Below are 17,873 nucleotides of genomic sequence, written 5' to 3' on the forward strand. Positions count from 1 at the left end.
TCATAAATTTTTCAAGGCATTTCTTTTTAAATGTCAAGTAATCTCCGGAATATGCTTTATTTATCTAAATACCATTGCGGAGTGAACAGTAACTATTTTGTTCCAACACCACTGTATCAGAGTGAATTTCTGTTTACTTTATGATATACTTATATGCACGATAAAAGTTTTAAACTTAGGAAGATTTATAATGAAACGAATTGATTTTGAAAACGGAACTGTGACCAACAATATATTAAGCGCTGCGCTTCCCATGCTGGTAGCGCAGATATTGAATCTTTTATACAACATTGTGGACCGTATCTATATCGCCAGGATCCATGATATAGGAACAACTGCACTTGGCGCTGTGGGCTTATGCTTTCCGATCATCATGATCATTACTGCTTTCAGTAATCTCTTTGGTTCCGGAGGTGCACCAATTTTCTCTATCAACCGCGGAAAAGGAGATTCCAGGACTGCTGACATGATCATGAATACTGCTTTCACCATGTTATGTGGAAGTGCTGCTGTGCTGATGCTGATCGGATTTCTTTTTGCCCGCCCCTTACTGACTCTGTTTGGTGCTTCAGATGATGCTCTGGTTTATGCGTATCCCTATCTGATGATTTACCTTCTGGGTACTCTCCCTTCCATGATAGCAACAGGAATGAATCCTTTTATCAATGCACAGGGATATGCCATTATCGGTATGCTGTCAGTAACAGTCGGTGCAGTGGCAAATATTATTCTTGATCCGATTTTTATTTTTGTTCTGGATATGGGGATTAAGGGTGCAGCGATTGCTACTGTCATCTCTCAGATTCTCTCTGCCTTGCTTGTATTTTATTTTCTTCATGGAAAATCAGAATTGAAGGTAAGATGGATTCATATAAATGAGATTTCTGAGTGCACCAGACATGCCAGGGATATCATCAGTCTGGGGTCTGCTGGATTTATCATGCAGCTGACTAACAGCCTGGTAAGTATCTGCTGCAATAATGTTCTTTCCGTGACAGGCGGTGATATTTATATCTCTGTCATGACTATTATATCCAGTGTTCGCCAGATGGTGGAGACGCCTATCCATGCGATCAATGAGGGAACCTCTCCTGTTCTCAGCTACAATTACGGAGCCAGACGTCCTGACAGGGTAAAGAAAGCAGGGGTTGTTCTGATCATTATGGTTCTGATCTATACAGGTATCATGTGGAGCGTCATTCTCATTGCCCCTGAATTTCTGATCGGGATCTTCAGTTCAGACAAACTGCTATTAAAGGATGCAGTTCCTGCACTGAAACTTTACTTTGCAGCCTTTATTTTTATGGATCTGCAGTATATTGGTCAGACTGTATTTAAATCATTGAATAAAAAAAAGCAGGCGATTTTTTTCTCCCTGCTTCGTAAAGTATTTATTGTGGTTCCGCTGACTTATTTCCTGCCCTATGGATTACACATGGGCACAGATGGCGTGTTTATGGCAGAGCCTGTATCCAATGTGATCGGTGGTTCTCTGTGTTTTATTACCATGCTGGTTACAATATTGCCTGAATTAAACAAAATGGGAAACTCCCGATAAGCAGAAAAGTCCTCAGTATTTATCCATTTTTAACTATCGCATAACTTTGCAGAAATTGTAAAAAGGATAAACAATGAGGACTTTTATTTAACTGAACATGAAAGTTCTTTACATAACTTCACACATTTCCCAGTATGATATTAATCAGGTTCTTATCCAGCATGATTGTGCGATTCCATGGGTTAAGAATAATTCCCTCAATCTCATTTACCTGTAATGCTGAATTGAAAAGCTGATCTATGTCTGTCAGAAAAGTGGATTGTACGCTTCCGCCGCCTTTCAGTTCTTCCTCAAAGCTTGTAAATGCCGCCCACCAGACTTTTCCATCTCCGGTTTTCACTGTGCCGATCCGGAGCTGGTTGTCTCCTGTGGGCGGTTCTACTGAAAGGATAAACTGGCCGTTTTCTCTCATTCGTCTACGGATTACAGTCAGTGTATGTGCCAGCATTTCCTGAGTGGCTTCCTGCTGCAGAGCAGCGATTGCCTGCTCTATTTTTTCATTTCCCTGAAGACCTTTATCCTGATTTACATTCTTATTATCGCTCATATTGTTACCTTTCATCTGTGGTGATATCACTTTTCAGACAGTGTGTAAGATCATATTTCAGGGATGTCGGCGGCAAATCTCTCATGCCGCCGGCATCCTGTCATTTATTTATATTTCACCGCAGTTCCATATGCGATCACTTCTGCTGCCCCTGACATTACCTGGGAGGAGCCATATTTCACACCGATCACAGCATCCGCATTCATCTCTTTGGCTTCATCCACCATACGCTTGGTAGCAATCTGTCTTGCCTCATTGAGCATTTCCGTATAACCTGTGATCTCTCCGCCTACCAGAGTCTTCATCCCTGCCATGAAATCTTTTCCTACATTTTTTGTCTGTACAACTGTTCCCTTTACAATTCCCAGTGCCTCAAACTCTACACCCGGAATATATTCAATACTTAGAAGCTTCATCCTCTTCTCCTCCTTCAATCTCTTTCATGCGTCCTGCAAGTGCTGCCAGAATTCCTCCGATGATCACAACCGGTATGGCGATCAGAAATATCAGCAGTCCGGTCGGTATGGGATCTTGTGTATTTGCCCACAGCATAAGCCCTATGGTAAATCCCATAAGCAAGATCATAACTACTGCTCCAATGATCGCTCCTGTCCTTCTTTTCTTACGGATATCTGTTTTCTTTATATCCATAAACCTTGCACCCTCTTTCTCCATCTGCTCGATTTCTTCCAGACAGTTCTCGGCATTCAAGGTATCCAGAGACTGATGTTCTGCGATCAGGCGCTCACACATTTCCTGCATTTTCACAAGGCCCTCCCTGCGGCGTTCCAGTTCTCCCAGGTGCTGTTCCAGACAAAACTGCAGGCTTTTCCTCTTTTCAAAAAGAGCTCTCATCTCTTCTATTGAAATATCCATCTTCCGGAATAATTTGATTTCCTGAAGTCTGGCAATGTCTGCCGTATGATATTCCCGGTATCCGTTCTCTGCACGCTCCACATTCAGGAGACCCTGCTCTTCATAAAAACGGATATTCTTTCTGGTGATGCCTACCAGCTCTTCCACCTGTTTGATCTTCATACTGCTACCTCTTGCTTTCCTGACAGCAGATACAGCTGATCTGCTGCTCTACTGCCCTGTCTGTGCTTCCTTTATACTGCTTCCACAAGGAGGAAGGTCAAGTATTTTTTGAAAGAAATTGAAAAAAATATAGCTTCCGGCAGGGGGAATCTTTTAAGCTCCTGTACGGTCTGAGCCTCTCATAATTGTGATCAGAGAACTGAACAGCAATAACATGGGATAAAATAATTTCGGCATGATCTGAAATGCAGAAATCTCACCACCCAGTTCATTCACTGCTGAGATTGCAACCAGCATCTGTGCACCATATGGAATCACTCCCTGGAAAACACATGAAAAAGTATCCAGTATGGAAGCTGTCTTTCTCGGTGTAATCCCATACTCCTCTGCCATTTCCTTTGCGATAGGGTTTGCCATTACGATCGCCACTGTATTATTGGCAGTGGCAATATCCATAGTTCCTACCAGAAGTCCCATTCCAAGCTGTCCGCCTTTCTTTCCGCGGAAAATTTTATGGATCCAGCCAAGAAGTGCATCGAATCCACCATACTCACGTATCAGCGCACACATGGCAGCTACCAGAATCGCCACCATACAGGTCTCAAACATTCCGGATACACCGGATCCCATATTTTTCAGGATCTCTACAGGTGTGGTATGTCCTCCGATCAGCATAATAAATGCTCCGGATACGATTCCTGTCAGCAATACCACAAACACATTGATCCCAACAATTCCTCCGATCAATACCAGCACATACGGTATTACCTGAGTCAGATGATAGGGCTGGATCACACGGCCCTGGATTTCTGTCTGAAATGACAGGATCAGGATTAAGATCAGTGTGGCAACGGCTGCCGGAAGAGCGATCCAGAAGTTTTCCCTGAATTTGTCTTTCATCTCACATCCCTGACCATTACATGCAGCAATAGTCGTATCTGAAATAAAAGAAAGATTGTCCCCAAACATGGCTCCTCCCATAACAGAAGCCACACAAAATGCCAGATCAAATCCTGATGCTGTGGAAACTGCTGCTGCAATCGGTGTCAGAAGGGTAATGGTTCCCACAGAGGTTCCCATAGCCACAGACACAAAACAGGCAACTATAAACAGCACAGACACTGAAAATCTGGCAGGTATCAGACTCAGCATACAATATGCAACACTCTCAGCACTGCTTCTTCCCACAACTCCTACAAAAGATCCGGCTGCAAGGAAGATCAGAAGCATGGTGATGATATTTTTGTCCCCAACTCCCTGTGCCATGATCTCCAGTTTCTTATCAAAATCCAGCGATCTGTTCTGCAGACAGGCAACCAGGATTGCAGCAAGAAATGCTACTACAATAGGCACATTATAAAATCCCATGGGGATTTCCATCACATACTCAAACAAAATGCCCAGTCCAAGGTATAATACAAGAAATACACCAATGGGAAGCAGGGCAATTCCTTTTCCTTTTCTCATCTTTCATCCTCTTTCTACCATAATCTCTTTATGGTTATATAATCACTCTGCTATTTTAGCATACCCACAGCTTTCCTGCCATAATATTTCTCACAGCTTGGGCTGATAGCGCATATCCGATACATTGTAAACCGTCACAAAAGCCTTTGGATCTTCATGATTGATGTAAGCCATCAGCTTCTGATATTCTGTTTTGTCTACTATCGTGATGATCTCATTGCGTTTCTTCATATTATAGGCACCTGTCGCTTCATAGATTGTCGCTCCGCTGTGCAGATCTTCGATAATGAATTTACGCAGTTCTTCCTCTTTCTGAGTGATGACGCAGACACGACGTTTAATATTATGGTCAAAGATAAAGTGATCCAGAACTATTCCATTAAAGTATGTTCCCAGAATACTCAGCACCACTGTTTTCTTATCATATACAAGCGCTGCGGAAAGAGCCACACACATACCGGAAAGAGACATTGCTTTTCCCAGTTCCATGTGGAGATATTTGTTCATGATCTTTGCCACAATATCCAGTCCGCCGGAGGATGCATTTCTGTTAAAAAGAATGCTCAGTCCTACGCTGACCACCAGGATATAGCACAGCACATCCAGCTCCTGACTGTTGGTCATAGAGCCAAAATCCGGGAATAATTTCTCAAATAATCCGAGAAATAAGGGCAAAACGATACTGGTGTAAACTGTTTTTACGCCAAATTCGCGTCCGCAGGTGATGAAGCCAATGATCAGAAGTACCACATTCAAAATCATGGTGATTGCAGACAATGATAAAGGTACAAAGTTTGATAACACGATACCAAGACCGGAGATACTGCTTACAGAGGTATGGCTCGGCACCAGGAAGAAATAAACTGCTGCCGCAATGATTGCTACCGCACCTGTCAGGATCAGCGCTTCCTTTATGATATCTGCATAATTTAGTTGTTTTTTCATAGTTAGGTTTCCTGTCTTTCTTTCCATATTCTTGTTCTATTGTAACATATGGGAAGAGAATGTCCATCAGCAATTACAAAAAGAGGCTGCCTTCCATGACAACCCCTTTGTAAATCCTTATAACCTATAGGACTGCTATAAAATTCGCTTTCATATTTTAGATCGTGTTTGAAAAACACTCTAAGATTTTATCCTAACGGCTCTGTATGTTCTTCAGATAAATAAGCCTTCTGTTCTTCCTCCGGAGCTTCCCAGATTGTTGTTGTAGTTCCATCCTTATCTACATACACTTCTTTTATCTCATCTTTCTTCAGAATATCATGAATATGATCATATGGATAAAAAATACAGCTTACATATTTTTCCCACAAACTCTGTTCAAAATGGATAGTCATTACGCCTGTTTCCCTGTCTAAGGATGTTCTCCAGCGATAATTTCCTTTTATATTTGTTCTATATGTTACTTCATCTTTATTATCCTCAATAATAGTTATCCCTGCATCTTTGTAGCTGATATATGTGACATGTTTATTCATGAACGTGAACACTGCCACAAAGCAAATTACGGTTGCTGCTATGGAAAGCAGGATTGTTTTTATCTTTCTTTTCTTTAAAAATTTCCTGAAGCTTTTCAAGTCATTTGCTTCATTGCTGCTTTCTTTTGTCTGCGCAGAGATCTTCATATCATTTTCAAGGTCTGCCTTTGTCTCATGGTATACCCGCTGGCAGATTTCGCAGTTTTGCAGGTGTTCTTCTACAAGTTCTTTTGTGTCATCACTTACCACATCATCAATGTATAATGGCAGAATATCCTGGATCACGTTGCAGTTTATTTTTTCCATGTTACTTTTCCTCCTGACTTATCTGTGCTCTTATCATCTGGCGTGCACGATGGTAAGTCACTCTTGCCCATCCTGCACTTTTCTGATAGCATTTTCCGATCTGCTCAAAGGAGAGCTCACCATATATCCGCAGGTGAAATACTTCCCTGTAAGGTTCCGGTATCAGTTCTGCATAGCGTTTGAGATTCCGAACTGTCTCATCCTGCACAATCTGATCCAGTACTGCCGGTGATGTATCCTGCATGGGATCCTGCATTATTTCTGAAAATTCTTCGCCTACATAGATTTTATTTCGTCTGCAATAGCGGAAATATGTATTCTTCGCAATTACAAATAGCCATGCGCGGATATCCTTCCGGCCATCAAATTTCTCAATATTATTCATTGCCTTCAGGAATGTTTCCTGGGTGATCTCCTCTGCCAGACTTTCATTTTCGGAAAGTGCCCGGATATAGAGAAAGACATCATGGAAATACTTCCGGTAGATTGTTTCGATTTCTGATTTCTCCATTCCTGCTCCTTGTATTTTTATTATCCTACTGCATCTTTCGGGATTTTTAATGGCCCTGTCTGGCCGATCGTGGTGCCATCCTTATCCAGAATATAACCATCTTTATCCTGATATGACCCTGCCGGTGGTGTCCACATAGATCCATCTGACGACCTGATCTGTCTTCTTCCATTGAATGTCTGAACACGGTTCTGATTTTGTTGTATCTGCATTGAATATGCACGGCTGCTCACCTGAGTATCACTGTCTGTATCAGATGCACAACCTGATAAACCAACCATAACTGTCAGAATGAATATTCCTAAATATCGTTTCATGATAATCCTCCTGTCTGCTGTATCATTATTTTATCTGATGTCTTTCTATATAACTAAGTCACAGACAGAAGAAACGTTACAGGAAAATTTATACTTTGATTTTTTAATCGAAGCAAGTAAGTCTCCTGCGGAGGTTGCAGAAAACAATAAGCAGTGGATGGGGACTTGCTTGTAACCTATTTCTGATAAATTACCCGATATGGGTATAGAAGTTATAGATGTGCATAATCGAATACCAAAAGATTCCGAGCATACATTAGAAAAACAGGGAGATAAATTTCTTATCTCCCCAAAACTGACGATTCGTATTTTAAGCTACGATCCACTTTTCCTCACTCATGTAACTCATATGATGTTCCAAGCACCTGATCCAAAACAGCAAGTACGGGTTTATTATTTAATGGTTACTGAGCAATGACCTGCGTTTCGGTACCCCCCCCGCCGCCGGATTTTATGCTTCTTATTGTCTTTTCCAGCGTCTTCATATCAACCGGTTTTGAAATATGGGCATTCATACCAGCTGTCAGAGAATGCTGAATATCCTCTGAGAATGCATTGGCAGTCATGGCAATAATCGGAATTGTCTTTGCCAGCTCATGGGAGCTTCTGCGGATTGCCTTCGTTGCCTCATAGCCGTTCATGACAGGCATCTGTATATCCATCAGGATCATATCATAGTCACCAGGAACAGACTGTTCAAATGTCTCCAGAACCCTTTGACCATTTTCACAAATCGTACACTCCGCGCCCTCAATCTTTAACAGTTCCGTCAGAATCTCCGCATTCAGCTCATTGTCCTCTGCACACAGAAATCTCATTCCTTTCAGGATATTGCCATCCTGCTCTTCTGTTTCTGCCTGTGAATCCGGAGAAACAGATCTTTCTTCTGCGATTTTCAGATCCATAAAAACCTCAAAACAGCTGCCCTGTCCCGGTTCACTTTCTACATCAATGGTTCCGCCCATCAAATCAACCAGATTTTTGGTGATTGCCATTCCAAGACCGGTTCCCTGTATCTTATTTGTCAGGGAATTTTCTGCACGGGTAAAGGCATCAAAAATCGTGTTCTTGAAATCTGCCGACATTCCCATACCATTATCGCAGACTAAAAAACGATACTTTGCATAAACAGATGAATTTGATTCACATTCCTCTGCCAGAAGCTGAATTTCTCCGCCTTCCTGTGTATATTTTATTGCATTAGACAGCAGATTGCTGAAAATCTGCATCAGATGAACCTGATCCCCATTCACCCACTCATGCCGGATGTTTTCTTTTGTAATTGTAAGAGTCTGCTTCTTTTCATATATCTGAGAACGAAATATAGTATCAAGCTCCTGTATAAAATCCGAAATAGAAAAATCAGAATACTTGAAAACAGTTTTTCCTGCTTCAATCTTACTCATATCCAGAACTTCATTAATGATCCCTAACAGATGCTGTGAGGAAGTATCAATTTTATCCGCATACTCTATTACCTTGCCTTTATCACCGGCATCATGTCTGATCAGGGACGTAATACCAATGATCGCATTCATAGGAGTACGTATATCGTGAGACATATTGGCAAGAAAACTGCTCTTGGATCTGTTCGCTTCCTGTGCCACCTGAAAAGCATCCTCTGCCGCCTGTTTAGCCTGACGCAGTTTTGTATTCACTGTTTCCAGCTTGGCATTATTTTCCCGTTCCAAACGGATTGCTTCCTGCTGATTTCTGTACATAACAAAGAAAATCCCCATCATAACACAGGCAGCTACGATAACCGTAAAGATAACGATAAATACCATAATAAAATTGACAAGTTTTAATGTATTCGTAGCAACATACTCCGCCGGAACCAGAAAGATAAGTGTCCATTCGGCATTTTCCATTCTTTTTAATCCGTAAAAATATTCTGTTCCGTCCAGAACTGCATTAGAATAACTGCAGCCTTTTTCTTCCAGTTCCGCCTTTGTTTTCTCAAAGGAAGAATTGTGAAGATACTTCATATTCTGTAAAACAGAAAATACATTATGGCCCTTGATCAGTTCCACCTGATTGCTGTTGAACAGTTTAGATCCATTATCATCCAGTACATACACACTGTTGTTTCCGTTATAAGCTTCGCAGTTAAAATATGGATTCAACTGTTCCATGTCCTGGGCAATTCCAAAATAGAGAATTGAAGTTTTCTTTTCTCCGTTTTGAAGATGTATGGGCTCCGGCAGACGATTCAGAAATACCATCTCTGACTGATTATCCGTCATGGAATCAAAAACAAAACTGATCTTTTCAGGACTTTCTTCAAAATAGTCCAGATCCCGGAAAAGTCCTCTTTTTCCGGATTCTGTATAATATCCACCTTCTGAATCCACTGCCATCAACGTGATCTTATGATCTGCATATGCTGATAATTCATATTTCTTTTTCATATGTCTGCAGAGTTCATCTGTAGTCTGTACGTTTGCATCTCTCAGATAATTACATTCTTCCGTTACCCGATTCCAATGGGAATCGATCACATCCTCCAGATTTTGAAACATTTGACGGGTAACCTCTTCCATCTGGTTTAATCGTTCCTCATAGATAATATCCTGGATATAAGTATGATACAGGAAAAAGAATGCAAGAAACATCGCTATACCAGTCATACAACAACCCAATATTAAGTTCCGGTAACTCTTTGCCTTCTGCATCCTTCTCCTCCGCTTATTTCCATTCAGCGTCTGCTTCACTTAAAGTTTCAAATTGCCCAAAAAACTCCTTTGCCGCATCCATACCCACAACACCACTGTCTGTCACTTCCGTTTCTGATGCCAGTTTTTCACTGATTCCGGAAATTGCAACCTGATAAGTCTTTCCATCCTCCAGTTCCATATCTTCAGGATTTACCAACATATATGGATAATTCTTGCCTGTACCAACTGCATCATAACCTTCTTCATACAATGCCTGAATCTGTTTTCCTGTCAGCCTGATTGTTTTAATCGTCTGTGACCAGCCAGTCGGAAGAATGATACATACATCATAGTCTGTAATATTCTTTGCATACAGTTTTCCGCTCACACCATCATTGTTCTGGTTCGTACCATTTCCACTGATCCATGTTCCAAGGGATATAAGAGCAACGTCACTTCCGGTTGCCTCGGCAAAGCATCTGCCCACCAGCTTTGCACAGCTTTCCTGTGAAATTTCCTCTGTAGCTGTTGTGATCACTTCCGGCTGATTATTTACCACGCTGTCCTGATCCTCATCCAGCTGATCTGCCACATCCTTTATTGATGCCTTATCCTGCATGAATTCCAGCATTTTGGTTCCGGTATTTACAATCGTATTTTCCCATCCGGAATAAATAAACGGTGTCGTATTCCCTGCATTGATAAAATCCGAAATATCTGCATAGAAGGTGTCATCCGCCTTTGCATCTTTGAAAGGAAGCAGTCCTGCTTTTAATGTACTGTCCGGATACAGGGCACTGGTTCCTTCTACCGTAGACAGCACCTTCATGACTTTTAATGCATCTTCAAGTTTCTCAGGATCATTCTCCAGCTTTTTATTCAATCCATAAAAACGGTTTACATTTAAAATAAATACATTCTTGCTTCCATCTTCAGACAGGTATGGCATCAGACCAAATTTGTCCGTTGTATCTTCTGATTCCATAATGCCATTCTGTGGTCCCAATAGAAACAGTGAATTTCCCTTTATAAAAGCTTCTCTTGTTTTACTATCATCTACCGGATCACTGTTGCTGCAGTCAAGCATACCGAGATTTTTCCATTTCTGGATATATTCCATGCTGTCCATCATGCCTTCCGTGTCACTGACATTTGCCTTTCCTGACAGGTAATCTTTCTGCCACTGCTTTCCAGACATAGTACCAAGGAATCCCGCATCCGCAATATTACATATATACTGGAAGGCTGAACCAGGATACTGAATCTGTGCCATACATAACGTAACTCCTGCTTCTTTTGCCTTGTCTGCAAGTTCTTCAAGCTCTGTAAAAGATGTTGGCAGCTTCCAGCCATGCTTCTCAAGCAGTGTTTTATTATAGGTGATTCCATAACAGTTGTACAAAGATGGAAGCATATAAAGTGCACCCTCATCGGATACATCTTTCAGACGTGATTCCACATAATTATCTGTAAAATCGTATCCTGAGAGATCAATCATCTTATCACTGACATCCACCACATCTGGCTTATAAAAAGTCTGTGTGCAGATGTCCGGAAGATCATCTGCCTCTAACATATTCTGCAGACAGGTTGTTGTATTTGCTCCGCTGTACGGGACTACTTCAAGCTCAATCTCTGGATATGTTTTATGCACTTCTTCTATAAAATTGTCCACTTCCAGATAAGGAGCCATAAAAGTAATTGCTTCGTGCTTCTTTGGTGTTTCATCTGTTTTCCCACACCCTATAAGTCCTGTTGCCGCTATACATGCCAAAATAAGACATGCACTTTGTACTTTTTTGATTTTCATATTTTTCTCTCTTCTCCGATAAAATCATTATGGTTCCGTTTATGAAATAACATCCCTGCTTGCAGGATTCTTCGCCTGCGAAGGGTCGCTTCAGCAACATAATTCCCTCCGTCGCAGTGCGATCCTGCCCGGAGGGCTTTTTTATGTTATAGGAACATTACGGAGTAATTTCCTATAACATAAAAAAACACCGTCTCACAGACAGCGCACATCATTTCATGCAACTGGCTACCATTTTACAGGCCCTGTAGCTTTGCGTCACAGACTTTCATCTGCTTTGCCGATCGTCGTTCTATTACAGATTGTAAATTTATGCAAAATATTGATTTCATTATACTCCTACATTCCACTGTACACAAGAAAAACCTCGCCGCTTTAACGCTAAAAAAAGAACAGCCGATTATATATTCGAACTGTTCTCCTATAACCTGAAAAACTTTTGTTTAGCGGTTCCCCCGTTTATTATGATTAATTGACTTGAAATTGCATTATTCTCAACAGAATTCGAGAGAAAATTTTCTCTTATCGTAATATACTTCTAACCAAATCAATGTAATTCAGCTTTACCGTTTCATAGGAAATATTGTCAGAAATCAATTTCATAGTTGAATCAGCATAATCATCAGCATAAAAATCTTCTCTTATGAGTTTTTCTGCTACAGCCAGCAGATCAACATCCTCCCTGGCAGACGGGGTTATTTTAATATCCATGCCTGATCTGTGCTTTCTAACATCTGCAAAGAGCCTTTTGAAATCATCATCCATTGAAATATAATTTTTCAGCTTAAAGATATCATATAAGTGTCTGGAATTTCTCGTTGCTCTTCCTACCATATAATAATCACACACAGCAAAAATTTTATCTATAATTGTTCTGGATAGTGCCTGTGTCTTCATCTTAAATGGTTCTAACCCATAGTCTCTCAAAATCTCCGCTTCTTCTGTTGCGAGACAATCAAATATTATACTTGTAATTTCCTTTTCTTCTGTTGGATAAGAATACGACATCAATGCTGTCTCCAGCTTCACATATGGTCGCAGACCTCTTTTATCTTCTGAGCAAACTGAACCATATAAGAAATCATAGTGATTATAGTCCTTATCGCTTTCAATAAACTTCCAATTATCAATTGCTAAGTCTAAATCTTCGCTAATTGGTTGTAATAACTGATATTTGATTTTCTTTCTTCTGGCTTCTCCCAAATGTTCTTCAAATGTAATATCAATATCCTCTGAAAAACGGTCTATAGCATGATAAGCCTTGGAAAGGGATGTTCCACCCTTAAACACCACATTAGGATTTCTCTGTACAAGTTCTTTTAATATCATTGTCACATAATAATCTTTTTCCACGATACTTTCATCTATGCCCGTTCGCTCTGATACCGTTACAATAATATCCCTCAACAATTCCTTATCATCTTTATGCAAATACATCATCCAACCTCAATTCATAATAATATTTAAATATTGCAATCGGAAACTCTCTTATATAACTATCCACGTCTTTTTTTGTGATGCCATGTATCCGCACAAATTGAGATACTTTATCATGAGCCACATCATAGCTTTCATCCAGATACACATCCAGATTCTTTAATAAGTCAAGTAACTGCAGCACATAAACATTTTCTTCATTTACCGGAACCACTGGCTTTCTTACAATGAATGTTCTCTTTCCAATTGGAACTTCTCTTACTTTTGCAGCCATATTGTTGCTGACAATCTCAACTTTATTGGGAACCTGCGTTGAAATTCCCAACTGATTGGCAAATGTATTTCCCGAATAGAAGCCATCTACTTTCCCACCTCTGGAAACATATTTGTATCTGGCAACCGTATCTGCATTTACACCTACACTTGTTTTTAATCGTGATTTCTTAGGCAAATAATAAATGCCGTTCTCATATTTCTGCAGTTTTCCTTCATTGCATAACTTTTTTAACTGCTGGTTTACTGCAGATTTTGTAATTCCCTTAATCACTATATCAGAAAAGAATATAGGCTCTGCTTCCTTATAATTGTTTTTCAAAAATTCATATAGCATAAACCTCTCTCCTTCTATCTAAATATTTGTAACCATCTAAGTTATTTTTGTTAATTATATTCTATTCTTATTCTTAAGCTCTGTCAATATTATTTTGATAGCTATTGTTAGTGTATCCAGAGCAAAATAAAACATAAAAAAATCTTTCATTCTTTTCTCTGGACAAATAAAAATACGGCATCACACAGACCGGCTCATGTGATACCGTAATATTCTTTCTTATATCTTCAGCACTCGCAATCACAACCTGCAACGATAATGATATGACACACAGAATGATTGCTGTAATTTTTCTTAAAACAACAGCTCCATCTGATCCCCCACTTCAATTCTCGCAGTGACAAGCTCATCCGGTTCTTTCCCTCTTTTGTGTTCGGCTTTCAGGTACTGGGCACCGCCTCTCAGACTTGCAGCGATCAGATTCAGCACATATATATTGTCAAAACGATTATAGATGGACTCGCCGCCCAGACCGGTAAGGCAGATAAGCTGTGTGTTGCTCTTTTTTGCCATATCCATCAAAGGGATCAGCAGATGGGAGGCATTGGTCTGTGCGAACGGGTTGTCCATGATCAGAACCTTTCCCTCATTTTTATCTGCAAAAATGTCCGTATCATCCCGTCTCATATAATACAGAAGGCTGGACAGGATTACAAATGCAGACAGAAATCCTTCTCCGCCTGAGTTTCTGGAAACCTCTTTCCATGTAATCGGATATTCCCTCCGAAGGATCGGCTACAGTGTATTCAGCCGATTATCTGCAGTATAGCCTTCAGAAGATCTCCCTGAAGATAATAGGTCGTCTCAAAATGAAGGTATAATAACGATACTTTATCCCACAACAGTAAGATCTTTGGCGGGAATTCTTCATCCCCATCCCAGAACTGAAGCAACACAGAGAACTCCGGAAGAACCGGCATTTCAAATGTCAGATCTGCCCCTGCCAGACGCTGCATCTGCTTTCCTCCCAGACAGATACAGGCCTGCTTTAACTCTTCCACTTTGCCGGAAAATGCTCTTGCATACTTTTCCACAAAGGGATCTGTTGACGGACTGCTCCCGGCAGTTACAAACCTGCCCACAGGCTGCCACTGCCCGGTAAGAGGAGGCAGTATCTCCTGCCCGGAACAGCAGAGAAAATCATAGATTGTCATAACAACTGTATATTCTCTGCAGTCCGTCCATTCTTCGCCTGTGGCATATTCAATAGCACCGTTTCTGCGATTGATCCGATATTCTGTTCCAATATATTTCAAATACAGATATTCTTCATCGTGTTTCAAACCATATTTCTTTATCAGCTTATCCTGATCATATTTTAAAAACAACTCTCTGCCTGTATATACCTGTTTTTCATAATTATCCATAATATACTTTATTCCATTTCTTATTCTAATCGAATCAAGTAAGTCCCCTGCGGAGGTTGCGAAAAGCAATTATTCGTTATACCAGACATAAATACAGGAAATATGCGACATAACACAACAGCATAACCACACCACAGGGTTTTCTTAATTCTTTATGTCTGAATGTACCAATCCAGAGTATTGCTCCACACAGAACTGCAATTACAGTATCAATAATAAATTTGCTCTCAAACGGCACAGTACAGATGAGTGCTGTTGTACCGATAACAAACAAAATATTAAAAATATTGCTTCCGACTATATTTCCAATGGCAATTCCTGTATTTCCTCTTCTGGCAGCTGTTACTGATGTGACAAGTTCCGGAAGAGATGTTCCCAGTGCAACAATTGTCAGCCCGATAAATCTCTCACTCATGCCAAAATAACGGGCAATCTCCGTTGCTCCGCTGACTGCAAAATCACTACCCTTTACGACCAGAATTCCACCGATTACCATCAGGAGCATACATTTCCATACCGGATTATCCTTTGCTTCTGCTTCTTCCTGATCGTTCCCTTTCTTTGCCATCACAAACAGGTATCCCAGATATATCAGAAATAGTATCCAGAAAATCACACCTTCAATAAAAGTCACCTCTGAACCTGTGATACCAAAGATCAGCAAAACAATTGTTATCACTGTCATAAACGGAATTTCGTAAAGAAGCGTGGATTTTTGAATCGCTACATTCGTAATTACTGCTGTGATTCCCAGGATGATGAAAATATTCAGGATATTACTTCCGACTACATTTCCAATGGTAATACCTGCATTCTTATTTATTGCAGCAGTAATACTGACTGCTGCCTCCGGCATGCTGGTTCCCATTGCTACAATGGTTAATCCAATGATCAACTGTGGAATTCCCAGCTTTTTCGCAATACTGGCTGCACCCTCCACAAACCAGTCTGCACCTTTCACCAGAAACAAAAAACCTGCCAACAAAATAATAACCTGTAAAAACATCATTTCTACCTCTCTTTCTTTTATTACGTACTCACAAAATCAAATATAAAAAGATTCCGGGAATACATTTATTTTGCAGTAGGTATAAAAAAAAGACTCCTACTGCATTCACAGTAAAAGTCTCGCAATTTCATCACTTTCCGAGTTATATGTTTCAATAACTGTCCTGACGAAGAAGTGAACCGAATCCACTCGGCAAGCTACTCCCTTTTTACAGATATATTCTAACAAACTGGCTCTTAAAAATCAATTATTTTTTATCATAAGATTCTCCATAATATAAAGAAGCCGGTTACTGTTCACTCCGTTCTCAGCAGCAAAGAAGCCACCTCCCTGTGTCAGAATCTGCATCAGAAATCTGCAGTATTTAAAATTTTCTGGGGTATATATCTGTCCTTTTTCAGAACAGCTTCCATTTTTTTGAACATTATTTCATCAAAACTGGAGAAAAATTGTGTACTGATATTTCTGTTCTGATGCTCCTTTGTCTCCGGAAGTTCAGTTATCTATTCTGCTTTTCCAAGCATAGCCTGATATGCCGGCACAAAAGGAAGGATTTTCCATCTGCTGCGAAATTTTTCTGCCAGATTTTCGTATATACCGATACCCTCATAATCCAGATCCCCGAAATAATAAATTGTATTCTTCGGATGTTTCATATAGGGTTCCGCACACAGATCAAAATCCTGAAAAGAACGGATAATGCCCTTTCCTGCACCAAAAATTTCCGTATGTCCATTCAGCAGGTAATTGCGCATACTGAAAAAAGGATCTTTATTTTCCAGAATCAAGAAGCAGCTTATCTTACAGTAAGATATTCCACTGCAAAAATCGCCAGCACACCTACCAACACACTAAGTAATACATAACACAGAGCTATTCCCATATGTCCATCCCGGATCAAATCCGAAGATTCCAGTGCAAAGGTTGAGAATGTGGTAAATCCACCGCAGACTCCCACCTTCAGAAACAAAATCATCCTTGGCGGAACAGACAATTTCGCCACCAGTACTGTGATTGCTCCGATCACAATACATCCAATCACATTGATACAAAAGGTTTTTGCCGGAAAAATCATGGTTTTCCCTGTGGGAATCAGCCCGATCAAGTACCGCAATACTGCTCCTGCAAAACCACCCAGCCCTACTGCCAAACAATTCATCATTTTATCTCTCCAAAATCAAGCGGATAAAATCATCCGCTTCGCTATGCGGCTCTATACCGAATAACTGCTTCGCAGTTTATTCGGTTAATATAAATTTACTTGTTTATCTACGAGTTTTTCCCCTTCATACTGCAATTTTAAAGAAAAAAATCGCTCATCTCCTGAAAGAAGCAAATCCAGAAAAACTCTGTCACCTTCCCATGTGGGAAGTGTCGGCACAATAGCTTTATCTATCCAGTAAAGTTCTCCTTCATTGCATTCTGTTAATTCACCAATATATTCGTTGGCTGTAAACACACACATGAGCTCCGGTTCACATTTATCGCTTATAAATGTAACCAGACCTCGAAGTTTATATGATGTCAGTGTTAATCCTGTTTCTTCTTTCACTTCACGCAAAAGACATTCCTCAGGGGATTCCTGACCCTCTGCATGTCCGCCGACTCCAATCCACTTTCCCTCATTTATGTCATTGTGCTTTTTTATCCTGTGAAGCATCAGATATTTGCCATTATTTTCTATATAGCATAAAGTCGTTATTGTCATTCTTACACTTCCCTAAACAAAATTACCATACCAAATGTTCTGAGTACCGG

The 17,873-nt window shown here is 40.4% G+C and carries 19 protein-coding genes and 1 riboswitch; of the genes, 1 reads left to right on the plus strand and 18 read right to left on the minus strand.

Going from position 1 to position 17,873, the window contains the following annotated elements; genetic code table 11:
- Positions 1-190 precede the first annotated feature (190 nt).
- Positions 191-1,558 (plus strand): MATE family efflux transporter, encoded by a 1,368-nt coding sequence (locus ACESZG_RS12945; protein WP_008705109.1) that lies wholly within the window; start codon positions 191-193, stop codon positions 1,556-1,558.
- Positions 1,559-1,676: 118 nt separating this feature from the next.
- On the opposite strand, the gene ACESZG_RS12950 is transcribed toward ACESZG_RS12945, so the two are convergent.
- The 18 genes from ACESZG_RS12950 to ACESZG_RS13035 form a co-directional block, all read right to left on the minus strand.
- Positions 1,677-2,105, minus strand: a complete 429-nt coding sequence (locus ACESZG_RS12950) for an SseB family protein (RefSeq protein ID WP_118617374.1) — start codon at positions 2,103-2,105, stop codon at positions 1,677-1,679.
- Between the two features lie 104 nt (positions 2,106-2,209).
- Positions 2,210-2,521: a YbjQ family protein gene (locus ACESZG_RS12955; protein ID WP_008705112.1), complete on the minus strand. Its 312-nt coding sequence runs from the start codon at positions 2,519-2,521 to the stop codon at positions 2,210-2,212.
- Entirely contained in the window at positions 2,502-3,143 is a 642-nt protein-coding gene (locus tag ACESZG_RS12960; protein WP_055060018.1) for a MerR family transcriptional regulator, read from the minus strand. Before ACESZG_RS12960 ends, ACESZG_RS12955 begins: the two co-directional genes overlap by 20 nt.
- Before the next feature lie 153 nt (positions 3,144-3,296).
- On the minus strand, positions 3,297-4,610 hold the full coding sequence (locus tag ACESZG_RS12965; protein WP_118617360.1) for a Na+/H+ antiporter NhaC family protein: 1,314 nt from the start codon (positions 4,608-4,610) through the stop codon (positions 3,297-3,299).
- A gap of 90 nt (positions 4,611-4,700) precedes the next feature.
- Positions 4,701-5,555 (minus strand): YitT family protein, encoded by an 855-nt coding sequence (locus ACESZG_RS12970; protein WP_118617358.1) that lies wholly within the window; start codon positions 5,553-5,555, stop codon positions 4,701-4,703.
- 188 nt (positions 5,556-5,743) lie between these two features.
- Positions 5,744-6,397 carry a zf-HC2 domain-containing protein gene (locus tag ACESZG_RS12975; protein ID WP_118617356.1) on the minus strand — a complete coding sequence of 218 codons (654 nt, stop codon included), beginning with the start codon at positions 6,395-6,397 and terminating at the stop codon, positions 5,744-5,746.
- A 1-nt stretch (position 6,398) separates the two neighbouring features.
- Positions 6,399-6,908, minus strand: a complete 510-nt coding sequence (locus ACESZG_RS12980; RefSeq protein ID WP_022381006.1) for an RNA polymerase sigma factor — start codon at positions 6,906-6,908, stop codon at positions 6,399-6,401.
- Positions 6,909-6,928: 20 nt separating this feature from the next.
- Positions 6,929-7,225 (minus strand): hypothetical protein, encoded by a 297-nt coding sequence (locus ACESZG_RS12985; protein WP_055058326.1) that lies wholly within the window; start codon positions 7,223-7,225, stop codon positions 6,929-6,931.
- A gap of 404 nt (positions 7,226-7,629) precedes the next feature.
- Positions 7,630-9,900 carry an ATP-binding protein gene (locus tag ACESZG_RS12990; RefSeq protein WP_373218488.1) on the minus strand — a complete coding sequence of 757 codons (2,271 nt, stop codon included), beginning with the start codon at positions 9,898-9,900 and terminating at the stop codon, positions 7,630-7,632.
- 13 nt (positions 9,901-9,913) lie between these two features.
- Positions 9,914-11,692 (minus strand): ABC transporter substrate-binding protein, encoded by a 1,779-nt coding sequence (locus ACESZG_RS12995; protein WP_025580242.1) that lies wholly within the window; start codon positions 11,690-11,692, stop codon positions 9,914-9,916.
- 216 nt (positions 11,693-11,908) lie between these two features.
- Positions 11,909-11,984: riboswitch (cyclic di-GMP riboswitch) on the minus strand.
- A 230-nt stretch (positions 11,985-12,214) separates the two neighbouring features.
- Positions 12,215-13,129: a nucleotidyl transferase AbiEii/AbiGii toxin family protein gene (locus ACESZG_RS13000; protein ID WP_025580241.1), complete on the minus strand. Its 915-nt coding sequence runs from the start codon at positions 13,127-13,129 to the stop codon at positions 12,215-12,217.
- Positions 13,116-13,739, minus strand: coding sequence for a DUF6088 family protein (locus ACESZG_RS13005; protein WP_025580240.1), 624 nt, complete (start codon positions 13,737-13,739; stop codon positions 13,116-13,118). Before ACESZG_RS13005 ends, ACESZG_RS13000 begins: the two co-directional genes overlap by 14 nt.
- A 294-nt stretch (positions 13,740-14,033) precedes the next feature.
- Positions 14,034-14,366, minus strand: a complete 333-nt coding sequence (locus tag ACESZG_RS13010) for a hypothetical protein (protein WP_330584140.1) — start codon at positions 14,364-14,366, stop codon at positions 14,034-14,036.
- 119 nt (positions 14,367-14,485) lie between these two features.
- Entirely contained in the window at positions 14,486-15,106 is a 621-nt protein-coding gene (locus ACESZG_RS13015) for a DUF3786 domain-containing protein (RefSeq protein ID WP_119245904.1), read from the minus strand.
- A 76-nt stretch (positions 15,107-15,182) separates the two neighbouring features.
- Positions 15,183-16,112 carry a calcium/sodium antiporter gene (locus tag ACESZG_RS13020; protein ID WP_373218546.1) on the minus strand — a complete coding sequence of 310 codons (930 nt, stop codon included), beginning with the start codon at positions 16,110-16,112 and terminating at the stop codon, positions 15,183-15,185.
- A 506-nt stretch (positions 16,113-16,618) separates the two neighbouring features.
- On the minus strand, positions 16,619-16,903 hold the full coding sequence (locus tag ACESZG_RS13025; protein ID WP_227226552.1) for a Wadjet anti-phage system protein JetD domain-containing protein: 285 nt from the start codon (positions 16,901-16,903) through the stop codon (positions 16,619-16,621).
- 8 nt (positions 16,904-16,911) lie between these two features.
- The gene (gene crcB / locus ACESZG_RS13030) at positions 16,912-17,277 is read right to left on the minus strand and encodes a fluoride efflux transporter CrcB (protein ID WP_118759270.1); all 366 of its coding nucleotides are present in this window, start codon (positions 17,275-17,277) and stop codon (positions 16,912-16,914) included.
- Positions 17,278-17,361: 84 nt separating this feature from the next.
- Positions 17,362-17,823 (minus strand): 8-oxo-dGTP diphosphatase, encoded by a 462-nt coding sequence (locus tag ACESZG_RS13035; RefSeq protein ID WP_118759269.1) that lies wholly within the window; start codon positions 17,821-17,823, stop codon positions 17,362-17,364.
- Positions 17,824-17,873 lie beyond the last annotated feature (50 nt).

Source organism: Blautia sp. Marseille-P2398, assembly GCF_964240315.1.
GTDB lineage: Bacteria > Bacillota > Clostridia > Lachnospirales > Lachnospiraceae > Blautia_A > Blautia_A wexlerae.

What these genes read in the sequence shown, in the direction of transcription:
- ACESZG_RS12970 (WP_118617358.1), bottom strand. Translation starts at nt 5,555, where the DNA reads ATGAAAAAACAACTAAATTATGCAGATATCATAAAGGAAGCGCTGATC.
- ACESZG_RS12990 (WP_373218488.1), bottom strand. Translation starts at nt 9,900, where the DNA reads ATGCAGAAGGCAAAGAGTTACCGGAACTTAATATTGGGTTGTTGTATG.
- ACESZG_RS13035 (WP_118759269.1), bottom strand. Translation starts at nt 17,823, where the DNA reads ATGACAATAACGACTTTATGCTATATAGAAAATAATGGCAAATATCTG.
- ACESZG_RS12945 (WP_008705109.1), top strand. Translation starts at nt 191, where the DNA reads ATGAAACGAATTGATTTTGAAAACGGAACTGTGACCAACAATATATTA.
- ACESZG_RS12995 (WP_025580242.1), bottom strand. Translation starts at nt 11,692, where the DNA reads ATGAAAATCAAAAAAGTACAAAGTGCATGTCTTATTTTGGCATGTATA.
- ACESZG_RS12980 (WP_022381006.1), bottom strand. Translation starts at nt 6,908, where the DNA reads ATGGAGAAATCAGAAATCGAAACAATCTACCGGAAGTATTTCCATGAT.
- ACESZG_RS12975 (WP_118617356.1), bottom strand. Translation starts at nt 6,397, where the DNA reads ATGGAAAAAATAAACTGCAACGTGATCCAGGATATTCTGCCATTATAC.
- ACESZG_RS12950 (WP_118617374.1), bottom strand. Translation starts at nt 2,105, where the DNA reads ATGAGCGATAATAAGAATGTAAATCAGGATAAAGGTCTTCAGGGAAAT.
- ACESZG_RS12955 (WP_008705112.1), bottom strand. Translation starts at nt 2,521, where the DNA reads ATGAAGCTTCTAAGTATTGAATATATTCCGGGTGTAGAGTTTGAGGCA.
- ACESZG_RS13015 (WP_119245904.1), bottom strand. Translation starts at nt 15,106, where the DNA reads ATGGATAATTATGAAAAACAGGTATATACAGGCAGAGAGTTGTTTTTA.
- ACESZG_RS13000 (WP_025580241.1), bottom strand. Translation starts at nt 13,129, where the DNA reads ATGTATTTGCATAAAGATGATAAGGAATTGTTGAGGGATATTATTGTA.
- crcB (WP_118759270.1), bottom strand. Translation starts at nt 17,277, where the DNA reads ATGATGAATTGTTTGGCAGTAGGGCTGGGTGGTTTTGCAGGAGCAGTA.
- ACESZG_RS12985 (WP_055058326.1), bottom strand. Translation starts at nt 7,225, where the DNA reads ATGAAACGATATTTAGGAATATTCATTCTGACAGTTATGGTTGGTTTA.
- ACESZG_RS13010 (WP_330584140.1), bottom strand. Translation starts at nt 14,366, where the DNA reads ATGAGACGGGATGATACGGACATTTTTGCAGATAAAAATGAGGGAAAG.
- ACESZG_RS12965 (WP_118617360.1), bottom strand. Translation starts at nt 4,610, where the DNA reads ATGAGAAAAGGAAAAGGAATTGCCCTGCTTCCCATTGGTGTATTTCTT.
- ACESZG_RS12960 (WP_055060018.1), bottom strand. Translation starts at nt 3,143, where the DNA reads ATGAAGATCAAACAGGTGGAAGAGCTGGTAGGCATCACCAGAAAGAAT.
- ACESZG_RS13020 (WP_373218546.1), bottom strand. Translation starts at nt 16,112, where the DNA reads ATGTTTTTACAGGTTATTATTTTGTTGGCAGGTTTTTTGTTTCTGGTG.
- ACESZG_RS13005 (WP_025580240.1), bottom strand. Translation starts at nt 13,739, where the DNA reads ATGCTATATGAATTTTTGAAAAACAATTATAAGGAAGCAGAGCCTATA.